This is a genomic window from Paenibacillus planticolens (assembly GCF_013141725.1).
In the GTDB taxonomy this organism is placed as follows: domain Bacteria; phylum Bacillota; class Bacilli; order Paenibacillales; family NBRC-103111; genus Paenibacillus_E; species Paenibacillus_E planticolens.
Genome location: NZ_WHNZ01000045.1, coordinates 120212 through 135654, shown reverse-complemented (window position 1 = coordinate 135654; position 15443 = coordinate 120212). Strand labels below are relative to the sequence as shown.

The 15443-nt window shown below is 48.3% G+C and carries 10 protein-coding genes; 9 read left to right on the top strand and 1 reads right to left on the bottom strand.

Features of this window, described 5'->3' with window-relative positions:
• Positions 1 to 77 precede the first annotated feature (77 nt).
• Both GC097_RS21760 and GC097_RS21755 read left to right on the top strand, forming a co-directional pair.
• On the top strand, positions 78 to 1523 hold the full coding sequence (locus GC097_RS21760) for an amidase family protein (RefSeq protein ID WP_171685401.1): 1446 nt from the start codon (positions 78 to 80) through the stop codon (positions 1521 to 1523).
• Positions 1524 to 1613: 90 nt separating this feature from the next.
• The gene (locus tag GC097_RS21755) at positions 1614 to 2456 is read left to right on the top strand and encodes a YybI family spore inner coat protein (protein ID WP_171685400.1); all 843 of its coding nucleotides are present in this window, start codon (positions 1614 to 1616) and stop codon (positions 2454 to 2456) included.
• Between the two features lie 82 nt (positions 2457 to 2538).
• On the opposite strand, the gene GC097_RS21750 is transcribed toward GC097_RS21755, so the two are convergent.
• Positions 2539 to 3768, bottom strand: a complete 1230-nt coding sequence (locus tag GC097_RS21750) for an aminopeptidase (protein ID WP_171685399.1) — start codon at positions 3766 to 3768, stop codon at positions 2539 to 2541.
• An 84-nt stretch (positions 3769 to 3852) separates the two neighbouring features.
• On the opposite strand from GC097_RS21750, the gene GC097_RS21745 reads away from it, so the two are divergent.
• From GC097_RS21745 to GC097_RS21715, 7 genes are all read left to right on the top strand, one after another.
• Positions 3853 to 5514 carry a glutamine--tRNA ligase/YqeY domain fusion protein gene (locus GC097_RS21745; protein WP_171685398.1) on the top strand — a complete coding sequence of 554 codons (1662 nt, stop codon included), beginning with the start codon at positions 3853 to 3855 and terminating at the stop codon, positions 5512 to 5514.
• A 170-nt stretch (positions 5515 to 5684) separates the two neighbouring features.
• Complete coding sequence (locus tag GC097_RS21740; protein WP_312875716.1) at positions 5685 to 6389, top strand: response regulator transcription factor; 705 nt, start codon at positions 5685 to 5687, stop codon at positions 6387 to 6389.
• Positions 6383 to 7801 (top strand): sensor histidine kinase, encoded by a 1419-nt coding sequence (locus tag GC097_RS21735; protein ID WP_171685396.1) that lies wholly within the window; start codon positions 6383 to 6385, stop codon positions 7799 to 7801. The genes GC097_RS21740 and GC097_RS21735 overlap by 7 nt, the downstream gene beginning before the upstream one ends.
• A 64-nt stretch (positions 7802 to 7865) precedes the next feature.
• The gene (locus tag GC097_RS21730; protein ID WP_171685395.1) at positions 7866 to 8582 is read left to right on the top strand and encodes a hypothetical protein; all 717 of its coding nucleotides are present in this window, start codon (positions 7866 to 7868) and stop codon (positions 8580 to 8582) included.
• Between the two features lie 408 nt (positions 8583 to 8990).
• Positions 8991 to 9485 (top strand): CBO0543 family protein, encoded by a 495-nt coding sequence (locus GC097_RS21725; RefSeq protein WP_171685394.1) that lies wholly within the window; start codon positions 8991 to 8993, stop codon positions 9483 to 9485.
• 141 nt (positions 9486 to 9626) lie between these two features.
• On the top strand, positions 9627 to 14423 hold the full coding sequence (locus GC097_RS21720) for an S-layer homology domain-containing protein (protein ID WP_171685393.1): 4797 nt from the start codon (positions 9627 to 9629) through the stop codon (positions 14421 to 14423).
• Positions 14424 to 14538: 115 nt separating this feature from the next.
• The gene (locus GC097_RS21715) at positions 14539 to 15372 is read left to right on the top strand and encodes a DUF72 domain-containing protein (RefSeq protein WP_171685392.1); all 834 of its coding nucleotides are present in this window, start codon (positions 14539 to 14541) and stop codon (positions 15370 to 15372) included.
• The last annotated feature ends 71 nt before the right edge of the window (positions 15373 to 15443 follow it).

The window sequence follows — 15443 nt, the reverse complement described above, 5'->3', positions numbered from 1 at the left end:
ATTCCAAAAATACCCACACAAAGAGTATAGTATAACTCAGGTAGTCATGTCTCGAATCTTACAGGAGGCGATCAAATATGTCGGAAAAACCGGATAACTGGATTGTAGAAGCTGATATTACAACCATGCAAAAGGCCATGGAAGCGGGGGAAATCCGTGCTGCCGAGCTGGTTGCTTTGTATGTGAAAAGAATAGAAAAGTTTAACAAGCGTATTAACGCTGTGCTGGAAATCAATCCGGATGCGCTCCGGATCGCACAAGAGCTTGATGACGAACGTCAAAGGCAAGGAAGCCGGGGACCACTCCATGGCATCCCGATCCTGCTTAAAGATAATATCGACACAGGCGACCGCATGCATACGAGTGCGGGTTCTTTGGCGCTGGCACAATCGCTGGCGGCTGAAGATGCCTTCATCGCCGCCAAGCTGCGGGAGTCCGGAGCCGTCCTGCTCGGGAAGGTGAATATGACGGAATGGGCCAACTTCATGTCCGGGCCGATGCCGTCAGGCTACAGCTCCCGAGGCGGGCAAGTCTTGAACCCGTACGGACCGGGGCAGTTCGAGGTTGGCGGGTCCAGCTCGGGCTCCGGCGCAGCGGCCGCAGCCAGCTTCGCGGCAGCGACTATCGGAACGGAAACGTCCGGTTCCATCGTAAATCCTGCGCATCACAACAGCTTGGTCGGCCTAAAGCCGACAGTGGGATTGCTCAGCCGCACAGGCATTATTCCGATCTCTCACTCGCAGGACACGCCGGGTCCAATGTCTCGGACAGTCACCGATGCAGCGCTGATGCTTGGCGCACTGACCGGCGTTGATGCGCGGGACCCCCTGAGTTTGGCCAGCGAAGGGGTTTGCCGTCCGAGCGACTATATAACCTTCCTGGACGCAAAAAGTCTGCAAGGGGCAAGAATTGGCATTCCCCGCTGGTTCTATAAGGGTTTGAGCGAGGAGGCCCGGCTTATTGCCGAAAAGGCCATTGGTACACTGCGCGAGCAGGGAGCGGTTGTGATCGACCCTGTATCGCTGCCATGCGAGCAGGCCGAGTGGAATTATGAAGTGCTGCGCTATGAATTCAAAAAAGATCTCAACGACTATTTATCCAAGCTCGACGCATCCGTTCCTGTACATACTTTGCAGGAGGTCATTGCGTTCAATAGCGAGAATGCAGAAAAGGCGCTGGTCTATGGACAGAATACGCTGATTTGGTCGGACGAAACAAGCGGCACACTGACGGAGGAGGAGTATCTCCATAATTTGGCTGCCTATCAGGAGCTTACCCGTGCTCGCGGCATCGATCATGTACTGGCGGAGCATCAGTTGGATGCGCTGTTATTTCCCGGCGACGAAGGCTATGACATTGCCGCCCGTGCCGGCTATCCGCTGCTGAACGTACCTGCCGGCTATACGGCTGAGGGGCCGATGGGCGTTATGTTCTCTGCAGGGGCTTTCAGCGAAGGGAAGCTGCTCGCCTTGGGGTATGCTTTTGAACAAGCGACGAAGTATCGTCGGCCTCCTGTTTTGTAAGACATCAGGTTCCCGCATACATACATCTTGGGAAAATTTGAAACAATAAGCCGTATTCAAATCCAAGATTAAGGGAGTCTGATGATTCACATGTTTCAAAATAGCGCTAAAATAGCTCTGCGAGCAGCGGCGATCGGCCTGCTCCTGGGCTGTCTATCTTTCGGAGGGCAGGGCGCAGCCCAAGCGGAAACGAACGATGAACGATCCCCTTCACCGTCAGCCCAGCCCGGACAGCAGGGGCAGCAAGGGCAGCTCATCCAGACCCGTGATATCGATGTGACCGGCGACGGAGTGAAGGATCATGTGGCCCTCGTCGGTTCCAAGTTGGACATGAACAGCCCGTACTATGACAAACTGTTCATTGTTGTCTCGAGCCCGGGTCAGACGCAGGTCGTCATCCCTCTGCAAGGGGGATACAATCCGAACATGCAGTTTTGCGATTTTATCGGGGAGAAGCTGCCTCAAATTTATGTCTCTGCGGAAAATGGCGGAAGCGGCGGGTTATCAACCTTTTACATGTATTCGCTGAAAAATAACGTGCCGACCGCGATTCCGCTGCCTGAGCCGCTTCGGGTTCATGCCACCTTCAAGAATAACTATGTGGTGAAAATGAAGATCGAAGCGACCGGAAAATCGTTCAAAATCGACATCAAAGACCGCAAAGACGATTACGAGAAGTTCGGCGTATACAAAAACGGCAAGGTGGTCAAACCGATTACCGTGAGCGTGGATGCATACAGTCTCTTGATGCCGGTGGATAAGAAGGGCGACGGTAACTGTGAGCTGAAGGGTGTCCAGCGAATTACCGGTATTGCGAACGCCGATACACTCGGTTATGCAACCTCCGTATGGAAATGGCATAAAGGCCGGTGGATATTGAAAGAGTCTGCTGTCGTCAAGACTTACCGGTATCACAAACGCGAAGAGCATTAATAAATAAAAGACCGCCATGTTAAGGAGCCTGCGCTCCTGATTTGGCGGTCTTCTTGCTGCTTAAGCTTTTGGCTTGTGACTTTTAGACCCAGTTGCCTTTGCGGAATAAAGGCTCGCGCGTTCCATCTTCAGCTAGGCCATCAATGTCCATGTCGGCAGAGCCGATCATGAAATCGACGTGGATTAAACTTTTATTAAAGCCATTTTGGGCAAGCTCTTCAAGACTCATAGAAGTTCCGCCTTCAATTGTGAAAGGGTACGAATTACCTAACGCAATGTGGCAGGAAGCATTTTCGTCGAATAAGGTATTGTAGTAAATCAGTCCGGAATTTGAAATCGGCGAATCAAACGGTACGAGTGCGACTTCGCCTAAGTAGCGGGCGCCTTCATCCATATCCAGCATTTTGTTCAGCACTTCTTGCCCAACTTCGGCGGTTGCTTTCACGACTTTGCCGTTCTCGAAAGTGAGCGTGAAGCCATCGATAAGGGAGCCTTGATAGCTCAAAGGCAGCGTGCTGCGCACGGTTCCGTTCGTGCCTGTTTTGGCAGGCATGGTGAACACTTCCTCCGTTGGGATGTTCGGAATGAAGAAGGTGCCGTTTTCGGTTTCGCTTCCTGCGGCAACCCATTGATGCTTAGGTGCAAGCTCGATGTACAGATCGGTGCCTTCCGCTTTGAAGTGAAGTTGTTTGTACTTCTTGCTGTTCAGCAGGTTTTGCTTATCGGTCAAGGTTTTAATGTGCTGGTTCCATGCGGCAACCGGATCCTCTTTGTCTACGCGGGTAAGCTTGAAAATCTGCTCCCAAAGCTTCTGAATGCGCTCAGCTTCGCTCAAATCCGGGAATACTTTAGCGGACCATTCCGCTGTCGGGTAAGAGACCATCAACCAACTGACTTTATTGTTGCGCATGTAGTTTAGGAAGCCTTCGCGTGCAGTAGCCGCGGTTTTGCTGGAAATGGCCACACGTTCAGGGTCTACATCTTTAAGTAAATCGGAATTCGGTGCGTAAATTTGTAAAAAAGCTGCGCCGTTCTCGGCCATCTCTTCGAGGCCGTTAGCCCGCCACATCGGGTATTCTCGAAGTGTGGATTCCGGGGCATGCTTCAGACGAAGCGCCTTCACTTCATCGTCATCCCAATCAATGACGACGTCTTTGGCACCGGCATCATACGCTTTCTTGGTCAACTTCCTGACGAAGTCGGCACAAGAAATCGGCGTCATGATGACGACCGTTTGATCCTTTTGTACATTTAATCCAACACGAATTGCGAGTTCTGCGTATTTATCCAAATAATGCTCGAATGTTTCCATCGCTAGGGCTCCTTTATATTTATGTAACTTTTAGTGTATGATAGAAAATAAAACTTTAACCACTGGGAGAAAGGCTGGCACAATATGGAAACGAAGACTCCAACGAGCACCACATCCAATTTCATTAAGAACATTGTAATCGAAGATTTGAATTCAGGCAAAGTCAGCCAGGTCGTAACCCGATTCCCCCCAGAGCCGAACGGATACCTTCATATAGGGCATGCGAAGTCGATTATTCTAAATTTTGAATTGGCGGATGAGTTCAAGGGACGAGCGAACCTCCGTTTTGACGATACGAATCCTGTCAAGGAAGATACGGAATACGTGGAATCCATTAAAGCGGATGTCGAATGGCTCGGTTTTAAATGGGACGGTCTCTTCTTTGCTTCGAATTATTTCGAGGAAATGTACAACCGCGCGGTGGTTTTGATTCGCAAAGGCTTGGCTTATGTAGATGATCAAACGGCGGAGCAAATTCGCGAAACCCGTGGAACATTGACACAACCCGGCACCAACAGCCCGCACCGTGACCGCAGCGTGGAAGAAAACCTCAGCTTGTTCGAGCGCATGCGCGCAGGGGAATTCAAAGACGGCGAACGCGTGCTTCGCGCGAAGATTGACATGTCCTCGCCGAATATCAACTTCCGTGATCCGGTGATCTATCGTGTCGTTCATGCGCACCACCACAATACAGGGGATACTTGGTGCATCTATCCGATGTACGCTTACGCTCATCCGATTGAGGATGCGATCGAAGGCGTCACGCATTCCATTTGTACTTTGGAGTTCGAGGATCAACGTCCGTTCTACGACTGGGTTATCCGCGAGTGTGAAATGCCGAATGTGCCGAGACAGTATGAATTTGCACGGTTGAATCTCACGAACACTGTGATGAGCAAAAGAAAGCTGAAACAGCTCGTGGACGAACAAGCTGTCGACGGCTGGGACGATCCGCGGATGCCGACCATTTCCGGACTGCGCCGCAGAGGTTTTACGGCTGAAGCGATTCGGAACTTTGCCCGTGAAATCGGGGTTGCCCGCAGCAACAGTACGGTCGATGCCAAGATGCTGGATCATTTTATCCGCGAGGATTTGAAATTGAAGGCGCTCCGCACGATGGGGATTCTTAATCCGCTTAAAGTGGTTATCACCAACTATCCGGAGGATGGCGTTGAAATGCTGGATGCCGAGAACAATTCGGAGAACCCGGAAATGGGCCATCGCCAAATTCCATTCTCCCGTGAGATCTACATCGAGCAAGACGACTTCATGGAAAATCCGCCGAATAAATATTTCCGTTTATTTCCGGGCAATGAAGTGCGTCTGAAACATGCTTACTTTATCAAATGCAACGATTTCGTCAAAGATGACACTGGTAAAGTGATCGAGCTTCACTGTACGTATGACGTAGAGACGAAGAGCGGCAGCGGCTTTACAGGCCGTAAAGTGAAAGGCACGATCCACTGGGTCGATGCGAAAAGCGCCGTGCCGGCGGAGTTCCGTCTGTATGAGCCGCTCATTTTGGATGACCAAGAGGATGAGAATGCCTCCTTCATGGAAAACCTGAACCCGAACTCGCTGCAAATCGTGCAAGGGTTCGTGGAGGCTGGTATGAAGGAAGCGAAGCCGCATGATAAATTCCAGTTTTTCCGCCACGGCTACTTTAACGTGGATCCGAAGTATACGACAAGCGAGAAACTCGTGTTTAACCTGATTGTTTCGCTGAAGAGCTCTTTTGAGGTGTAATGTTGGAAGGTGTAGAGGAAAATCCTAGCTTAGGCTAGGATTTTTTTTGTTTGTTTGGGCGTGCGTTGGGAGGGCGGCGCACCCCTTATTTTCCAGCAAAAATAAATTTTTTGTTCACAAATATCCAGTATGATGGAGTCATAGATCCTATGTTCAGGGGAAGGTGTCGTGTGAAAAACGTTTTGGTGGTAGACGATGATCATAATATTTGCCGGATCACGAAGCTGTATTTGGAGAAAAGCGGCTATGCGGTGGTGACCGCAAATGACGGCGAGCAGGCACTCACGCAGTTTGAGCAGCTGCAGCCTGACTTTATCGTGCTTGATATTATGCTGCCGAAGCGGGACGGCTGGTCGGTGTGCAAGAAGATTCGCACGGCGAGCGATGTGCCGATCCTGATGCTGACAGCAAGGGGCCACGTGGATGAGCGGATTGAGGGGTTGCAAATGGGAGCGGACGATTACCTGGTCAAGCCATTCGACCCGAACGAGCTGGTCGCACGCGTCACGACGATCCTCCGCAGAACGATGATTCGGACGGAAGCGGCGGTGCCCGCTCATCTTTATGAGGTCGGCAGTCTGCGCATAGACGCTTTGTCCCACGACGTAACCGTGGAAGGGCAACTTGTCGCTTTACCCAAAAAAGAGTACGAGCTGCTGTTGTTTTTCGTGCGCAATCCGAATCAAGTTTTTACCCGGGAAGATCTCATCGCCAAGATATGGGGCTGGGATTTTGAAGGGGAGGACCGCGTTGTAGATTTATATATTAAGCGTCTAAGACAGAAGCTCACAGCGCTCACGGAACGAAAAGTGGACTGGAACATTCGAACCGTTTGGGGCATCGGCTATAAGTTTGAGGGACCGGATGCATGCTGAACTCTTTTTACCGCAAGCTATTGTTTATCTACATGTCCATTACGATTGTGTCGATTTTGGCGATTTCAGGTACGATTGGCTATTCGATGAATCAGAAAACGTATGACCGAAGCGAAAAGCTCCTGCTGGAAAAAACCGTACAAGTCGATGAACTGGCGAAGGGACTGTTCGACGGTTCCACGCTGCAGAGGGATTTCCGCAAGCAAATAAGCGCCATAGAGAAATCGTCCAACGTTCGCGTGGCACTTATTAAGCATCCAAAAGCCAATCTGGATAAAATCCAGTCGATCGGCGAGTCCCCGGCACAGAAGGAATGGGTGGACGAAGTGCTGGCAGGGAATCAGGTGACACTGAGGAGTAATTTTGCTCAAAACAGTACGGTGAAAATGCTGATTGTAGGGCGGCCTGTGGTGCAGGAGAACCACGTGCTTGGGGCTATTTTTCTGTATACGCCGCTTATAAATATTCAAGGTACGATCAACGATATCAATCGTGCGATCTTCGTCTCGGCGGTGTCGGTCGCGCTGCTGGCGATGGCTGTGCTGTACTTTGTTTCACGGCATTTTGTGAAGCCGATTCAGCTCATGAGTAAGACAGCGGAGGCGCTGGCTTTGGGGGATTTTAGCGGGAGGGTCCCTGTCAGAGGGAAGGACGAAATTGCATCGCTGTCAGGGTCGCTGAATCGGATGGCCGGCAAATTGCAGAAAGTCGAAGAGGGGCGCAAAAGGTTTCTCTCCGAAATATCCCATGAACTGCGGACGCCGCTGACGACGATACGAGCCTCATTGCAGGGCATAACGGACGGCGTTGTAGAGCCGGAGGATGCGAAGGAGTTCATTCAAGTTTCCCTCCAGGAGACGCTGCGGCTAAGCAGCTTAGTGGATGATTTGATGGAGCTGTCGTCGTTTGAAGAGAAGCAGGTGAAGCTCAGCTTTCAACCCATGAACGTGTCCGATGTCATTGTCCTTGTCGTCACTCAGATGAAGATGAAAGCCAAGTCCAAACGGATCGAACTTAGCGCGGATGCCGAAATGCCCTTCATGGTGAATGGGGATGCCGATCGGCTAAAACAGGTATTCATTAATCTGCTGGATAACGCCATCAATCACATCCCAGAGGGAGCGGAGGCAGGAATTCGGGTGAAAGCGGTCAAAAATGAGCGTTGGATCGAAATATGGGATAACGGTCAGGGGATTGCGCCAGAGAAGCTGCCGCATCTTTTTGATCGCTTCTATAAAGCGGATGAAAGCCGCAACCGCTCCGGCGCGGGGCTCGGTTTGACGATTTGTAAACATATCATAGAAGCGCATAACGGTTCTATAAGGGTAGAGTCCAAGCTTGGGGTAGGGACAGTTTTTAAAATATTTTTGCCGGCCGCGTCGGATTCGCACCATGACAAACTTATGACATAACTATCCGTTAAGATAAGGTTCGTAAGGAAAAATATAACCATAGACGAATCGAGGAGTGATATTTATGTTAAAAAAACTAACAGGACTGGCGTTGGCAGGCGCGATTGCATTAACCATTCCGGTGGCGGCTTTCGCGGCGGGGACGCAAGGGAACTCTTTGCATCCTTTGAAGCAATTGCTGCAGGATAAAGCGCAAGCTTTTGGCATATCGACCGATGGGAAAACGAACGAACAAATCAAAGCGGAGTTGAAAACAGCAAGTGCAGCCAAACAGACCGAGCGTTTGAACAAAGCGGCAGCAAAGCTGGGCATCTCCACGGATGGCAAAACAGCGGACCAACTGAAAGCCGATATTCAGGTAGCCGTGCAGGTGAAGCTGCAGGAGAAGGCGACTAAGCTGGGGATCAGTGCGGAAGGGAAAACGAACAAAGAATTGAGAGAGGCGCTGCAAGCAGCGGCGCAGACGAAATTGCAAGAGAAAGCGGCTAAGCTCGGTGTCAGCACAGACGGCAAAACGAGTAAAGAGCTCAGAGAGGCACTGCAAGCAGCGGAATTGACGAAACTGCAAGAGAAAGCAACGGCGGCTGGCATCGCAACTGACGGCAAAACAGCGAAAGAGATCCGCGCTGCTCTCAAAGCAAGCCAAGATGCGAAGAAATCCGCCGCTTTGAACAAAAGAGCCGCGAAGCTAGGCATCTCTACGGATGGTAAAACCGCCGAGCAGGTTTTTGCAGAAGTGGAAAGCGCCCTGAAAGCGAAATGGGAAAAACAAGCGAAATAGGCACTGGCAGAAAGTAAGGAGAACTACAGGGCGCTATTTGAGCCAAATGGGCCTATTTCAGGGGTAAGACGGAACTGCAGGGCCTTATTTGCCCTAGATAGCTTACATATGGGCCAATATGGATAAAATAGCGGAACGTAGTTCCCACCTACATGAAGGAAATGCTGATCATTGGAAAATAGCGGACCATAGTTCCCGCTCGCTCAGAATTTGCATAGCGGAAGGCTGTCTTAAAGGGTTGTTCCTGACCTTTTGGGGCAGCCTTTTTTAGCTGCAAAGAAGGAGTTTATCCTAATGTCGGGCATGCGCATGACGACTCTCTTTAACTGTATAATACTGTAAGTTTACTGTATAAAAATGTAAATTTATTTGTATAATACATACAACATGAGAAGGAGACATGCTGCTATGCACTTATTTATAGCTATTTGCATGATTTGGTTGTCATATCGATGGGGGGATTGGCGGAACTGGCAAAAGTACCAGCCGACCATGATGTACTTCGCTATAGGCAATTTGTTATACAACTATTTATGCGCAGAGCGAATGCTGTGGACGCTGACCCCGGACTGGTTCGGGGATACATGCCTTACGGAATTGATGTATACCTTTATCATTTTCCCGGCAACAGCGCTGCTGTTTCTGACGAATTATCCGCAAGGCCGGATGAAAATCTTTTTTCATTATGTCCAATGGGTGCTGATCTATGGCGGGGTGGAGTACATTTTCTCCCTAACCGGCCGGATTCAGTATCAGTATGGATGGACATTAGGATGGTCGATTGTTTTCAATGTCATCATGTTTCCTATGCTCAAGTTGTTTTCTGTCAGACCCCTGTTAGCGTATGGTTTTTCGGCTGTGCTGACTGTGTTTTGGATGAAGTTGTTTCATGTATCGTTTTAGGTGCAGGGCGTGTGACAAAATATATCCTTTTAAATTATAAAATTTCCTAAATTTCCATATTTTTATCCCGAAGTTTAGTATAATAGTTTCGAAGTCATAAGACTACAAGACTATCTATTAGACATTTGGAGGAGACTTTTAATGAGGTTTAAACGTTTTATTGTTGTTCTGCTATTGTTGACCATGGTCTTCAGCAGTGCAATGCCTGCCTTCGTATCCGGGGCCGAGAAAGTGGAATTAAAAGATACGAGCAATTCTTATGCAAAGAAAGAGATTGATGATCTGGTAGATACAGGAATTATTTTGGGATATGCGGATGGTACCTTTCAGCCACTGAAGGCGATGACCAGAGCAGAATTAGCTAAAATTTTAGTACTCTCACTGGGAGTGAAAGAAGATCCGGCGAAAGCGAACGATTTCTTGGATGTAGATGAGAACAGCTGGTATCGGGGATACGTTGGCGCTCTGGTCACTTCAGGCATCACACAGGGAACCTCGCTTACGACTTTCTCTCCGGAAGCCAACGTGACACGTCAAGAACTGGTCGTTTTCTTCATTCGAGCGCTCGGATTGGAAGAATTGGCAGCTAAACTGCCTGTAACCCATACATTTTCTGATAAGGATCAGATTGCCGATTGGGCGAAAAACCAAGTTTCCTTAGCGGCCCAGATTGGTTTCGTTCAGGGGACCGAGGGTGCTGATCATACTCTTCTCTTTAATCCTAATGACAATGCAGAGCGTCAAGCTCTTGCTAGATTAGCCTATGAATTTAAGACGAATGCCTCAAAGTACGTTGCGAAAGCTAAAGAACTAGCTAATGGACAAAAGGAATCTATCGTTACATCGATAGAGGCCGTAAGCAACACCAGTATTGAGGTGACCTTTTCATCAGAGCTTGCTTCTGTGAGTAAAAGCGATTTTGTTTTCGATAACGATTTGAAGGTCATTGAGGCGGCGTTCAAAGCCGGCAGTAAATCGATCGTTGTTTTGACGACTTCCGCGCAAACAAAGGATGTGTCCTATCAACTCACTTTTAAAGGCATCTCTATAGCTAAAAGTGTGTTAGGCGTAGCCGCAGCCGGCTTTGGTGGGGGCGGCGGTGGAGGCGGTGGAGGTGGCGGATTCCCGTCTGTGGAGCAGCAATTAGCCAGCGGTACCGCGCAAGATACAATCACTGTTAAAGCTTCAGGTACATACGGTCCTGTCAGCGGGCCTGTCACTACCGTTCAAAAATTAATTATTGATCCGGGCCCATCTGGCGAAGTTACACTCAGGAACATTAATCCTGGGCAGTTGGAGGTTCTTTCCGGAAATGTAAGTTCAATTAAATTACAGAATACTGTCGTAAAACGGTTGAAAGTAAATGCAATTAATAACAATGGCCAAAATGTACGGATTGAAGCACAGGGCGGAGCATCTGTCGAGGATACGGAAGTAAGCTCCCAGGCCATCCTGGAATCCTCATCTAAACAGGGGACATTAGGCAAAATTAGACTATCTTCCACTGCAGCAGGAAAACAGGTTACGCTCAAAGGCAACATTGATGGAGACGTGACGGTAGAAGCACCTGGTGTGCGAATTAATCTCGATCCACCATCTGGCGGGAACTCGCTTCCTACGGTCGTTAAGTCTCTTGTGCTGAAAAGCAATGCTGAAATCATCGCAGCAGAGGGGACGGTTACAGAAGGTGTGAACGTGGCCTCTCCAAATCTTACATTGAAAGTGGATGGTCCGGGAGAGATCAATCGTGTGGAGGTGCCTAGCGGATCAACAGGCACAATTATTCAATTTGGCGCATCGGCTAATATTAAGACAGTAAATGCGGCCGCGAATGTTACGGTTGAGGGTGATCCTGGAGCCATTGCCAAAGTCTTGAGTGAAAATGGGGCTTTGCAGATGAGTGATGAGCTTAAAACACAAGTCAAAGCGAAGGCTATTCAGCTTGCGAATCAAGCTATTGACCAAATTTTCTATAACAATACAGACCTTACAACCCTGCTTACTAATATTGAAAATGCGGATAGAGCCATAGCAATTGCAAAGAAATACGGGGCATTCGATGCCGATTTCGGAAGACTTAGTACTTATAAAGTCTGGAGGCAAATCGCTCTTGATTTAAGAGATGATGTTAATGGACAAAAGGGATCTATCGTTACATCGATAGAGGCCGTAAGCAACACCAGTATTGAAGTGACCTTTCTATTAGAGCTTGCTTCTGTGAGTAAAAATGATTTTGTTTTCGATCACGATTTGCAGGTCGTTGAGGCAGCGTTCAAAGCCGGCAGTAAATCAATCGTTGTTTTGGCGACTTCCGCGCAAACAAAGGATGTGTCCTATCAACTCACTTTTAAAGGCATTTCTATAGATAAAAGTGTGTTAGGCGTAGCTGCAACCGGAGGGGGAGGCGGCGGATTCCCGTCTGTGGAGCAGCAATTAGCCAGCGGTACCGCGCAAGATACAATCACTGTGAGAGCTTCTGGTACATACGGTCCTGTCAGCGGGCCAGCCACTACCGTTCAAAAACTAATTATTGATCCGGGCCCATCTGGCGAAGTTACACTCAGGAACATTAATCCTGCGCAGTTGGAGGTTCTTTCCGGAAATGTAAGTTCAATTAAATTGCAGAATACTGTCGTAAAACAGTTGAAAGTAAACGCGGTTAATAACAAAGGCCAAAATGTACGGATTGAAGCACAGGGCGGAGCATCTGTCGAGGACACCGAGGTAAGCTCCCAGGCCATCCTGGAATCCTCATCTAAGCAGGGTACATTAGGCAGAATTAGACTTTCTTCCGCAGCAGTAGGAAAACAGGTTACGCTCAAAGGTAACATTGATGGAGACGTGACGGTAGAAGCACCTGGTGTGCGAATTAATCTCGATCCACCATCTGGCGGGAACTCGCTTCCTACGGTTGTTAAGTCTCTTGTGTTGAAAAGCAATGCAGAAATCACCGCTGCTGAAGGGACGGTTACAGAAGGTGTGAACGTGGCCTCTCCAAATCTTACATTGAAAGTGGATGGTCCGGGAGAGATCAATCGTGTGGAGGTGCCTAGCGGTTTAACAGGCACAATTATTCAATTTGGCGCATCGGCTAATATTAAGACAGTAAATGCGGCCGCGAATGTTACGGTTGAGGGTGATCCTGGAGCCATTGCCAAAGTTTCGAGTGAAAACGGGGCTTTGCAGATGAGTGATGAGCTTAAAACACAAGTCAAAGCGAAGGCTATTCAGCTTGCGAATCAAGCTATTTCCCGATTTATCAGTGACCGACCAGACTTTGCAACCATGTTTGTTAATATTGAAAATGCGGATAGAGCAATAGCAATTGCAAAGAAATATGAGGCACTCGATTCCGATTTGTATAACCTTAGTTTGTATAAAGATTGGAGGCAAACAGCTTTTGATTTAAGAGATGAGGTCAACGCCCTTCAGCTGCAGTACCAACCAGGCGATACGGCTTCTTCTGTTACAAAAGACATTATTTTTCCTTCACTAAGTGGGAATGGCACTGTTGTCGCATGGAGTTCGGATCGACCGGACCTTGTTTCCTCGTGGTCTCCGTTAGGAAGACCTGCATCGGGAGAAGGGGATGCCACGGTAACGATAACCGCGGTTTTGTATAAGGGGGCTTTTACAACCACAAAAACGTTTATAGTAAAAGTGAAGCAATACGATTCTAAAGTAGTTGCAGTCGAAAGCCTGCGATCTGATCTAGTATTGGTTTCATTCGACTATCCCGTAGTGAATTCCCGTGTGACGGACTTCCGCATCGATCATGATCTTAACGTTATAAATGTTACACAGTATCCATATCTAAAGAACTATGTGTTATTAACGGTTGACCAACAAACGAAAGATATGAACTATCAAGTGACATACAAGCAGCAGAATACGAATGTATCTTTCGTCGGGAGTACGGAGAATAAGTGTTCAGACACCGTATGTCCATTGCCATATCCATCCCTGATTAAAGCCATTCCGCTTCCGGGCGTAAATGTACCGGGCTTTGTACAGGGTATGGTCCAAGAACAAACCGAAAATGGGCTTCTAAGTATTCAAAATGCAAAAGTAGAGTTAATTGGAACAGATCGTTCCGTTCTAACGAACGCAGACGGAGTCTTCAACTTTGATCAGGTTCCCCCAGGAATATCCTATAAGATACGTGTTTCAAAAGACAAGTATTCGGAAGCTCAATCCGCTGAGTTCACCCTTTTATCAGGCGAGCCTTATTGGGGAGGTATGTTCTTATTGCATACGGCACCGAAGCCTGTTATTAAATTGAATACACATGTAATGAGTTCAAGGGTATATTTATCATGGGAGCCAGCTTCTTGGACAATGAATGAGAATTATTATGAAGTCTATATCAATGACCGCAAAATAGAGTCTCCATATGGACAGACCTCGATGATCATTGATACACTTCAAGAAAATCAAGCTTATACGATTGCTGTCAAAGCTTGTAATGACGTGGGTTGTGCAGCGCCAACTACAATTTCTTTACAAATGCCGCTGCTCCTCCATATTGATCAAATAAAACCGTATAACTCTGTTACTAAGCAGGTGTATGCTCCATTAGTTGTTGATGCAGAGATAAGTGAATACCGATTTCTACTACCTAAAGCTTCTAGCTCTGCTGACTATTTACTGCTTAGTTTGAAGGATAGTGACTATGTGCCAGGTACAGGGACGGGATTGTTAAAAGGAACATTGGACATTTCCGGAGCTGAAATTGGATTAGTTGCTTCACCAACAGGGGCTACAGTTACAGGCACAACTGAAATTATAGAAGGTAAATCATACTACAAAATAAGCTTCTACAACCAGCCGGTTCCGTATATAAATGCCAATTTATACAACATATACGGGTTAAAATATGTACTAAATGGCCAAGTACTCCAGGTTGGTGGATTTGATTTTGCAATTATATTTGAATAAGCAATTCCTCTTAGGCTCCTTCCACCGACTCCTCGGCTGGGCGGAGCCTTAGTTGTCCTATATCCCCCGCGAAAGTTACAATAAAGAAAAAGAGAAGCAAAGGAGGGAACTTATCATGATCAATATCGGACTCGCCGGGTGGGGTGATCACGAGCTTGGCGGCAGCAGAGGGAAACTGCGCGAGTACGGCGCACATTTTCCGGTAGTGGAGGTGGACACCTCCTTTTACGCCATTCAACCGGAACGCAATTATATCAAATGGAACCAAGAAACGCCGGACGGTTTCGGTTTCATCATTAAAGCCTATCAAGGCATGACGGGGCATCTGCGGGGAGAGACTCCTTTTGCCGGTGGCATAGGTGAGATGTTCGAGGCTTTCTTGCAGTCAATCCGTCCTGTCCAAGAAGCGGGAAAGCTGAAGACGGTGCTGTTTCAATACCCGCCTTGGTTTGATTGCTGCAAAGCGAATGTTGATATTCTTCGTGACGCCAGGGAGCGAATGGGGCTTGTTCCAGTGGCTTTGGAATTCCGCCATCAGAGCTGGTTTACAGAGGACATGCGAGATAAGACGCTTGCGTTCATGAAGCGCGAGGGTTGGATGCACAGCATTTGCGATGAGCCGCAGGCGGGACTAGGCTCTGTTCCTACGGTGCTGGAAGTCACGCATCCAGAGATGACGATGGTTCGGCTCCACGGGCGGAATGTCGGCGGTTGGGTGCAAAATAACGAGGCGAATTGGCGCGACGTGAGGTATCTGTACAACTACAATCGACAGGAACTACTGGAATGGAAGAATTGGCTGCTGCAACTTCAAGAGCAGACGCGGGAAGTATGTGTGGTGTTCAACAATAACTCGGGCGGGCACGCGGCAGGGAATGCCAAGGAGCTTATGGCGATGCTGGGGCTCGATTACGAAGGGCTGGCGCCTAGGCAGTTGGATTTGTTTTAACCAGTGTCTTTTTTTCTCATTTAGTTTTAACAATTATAGGGTATATTAGTTTCATTCTAGTAAGGGGGGAT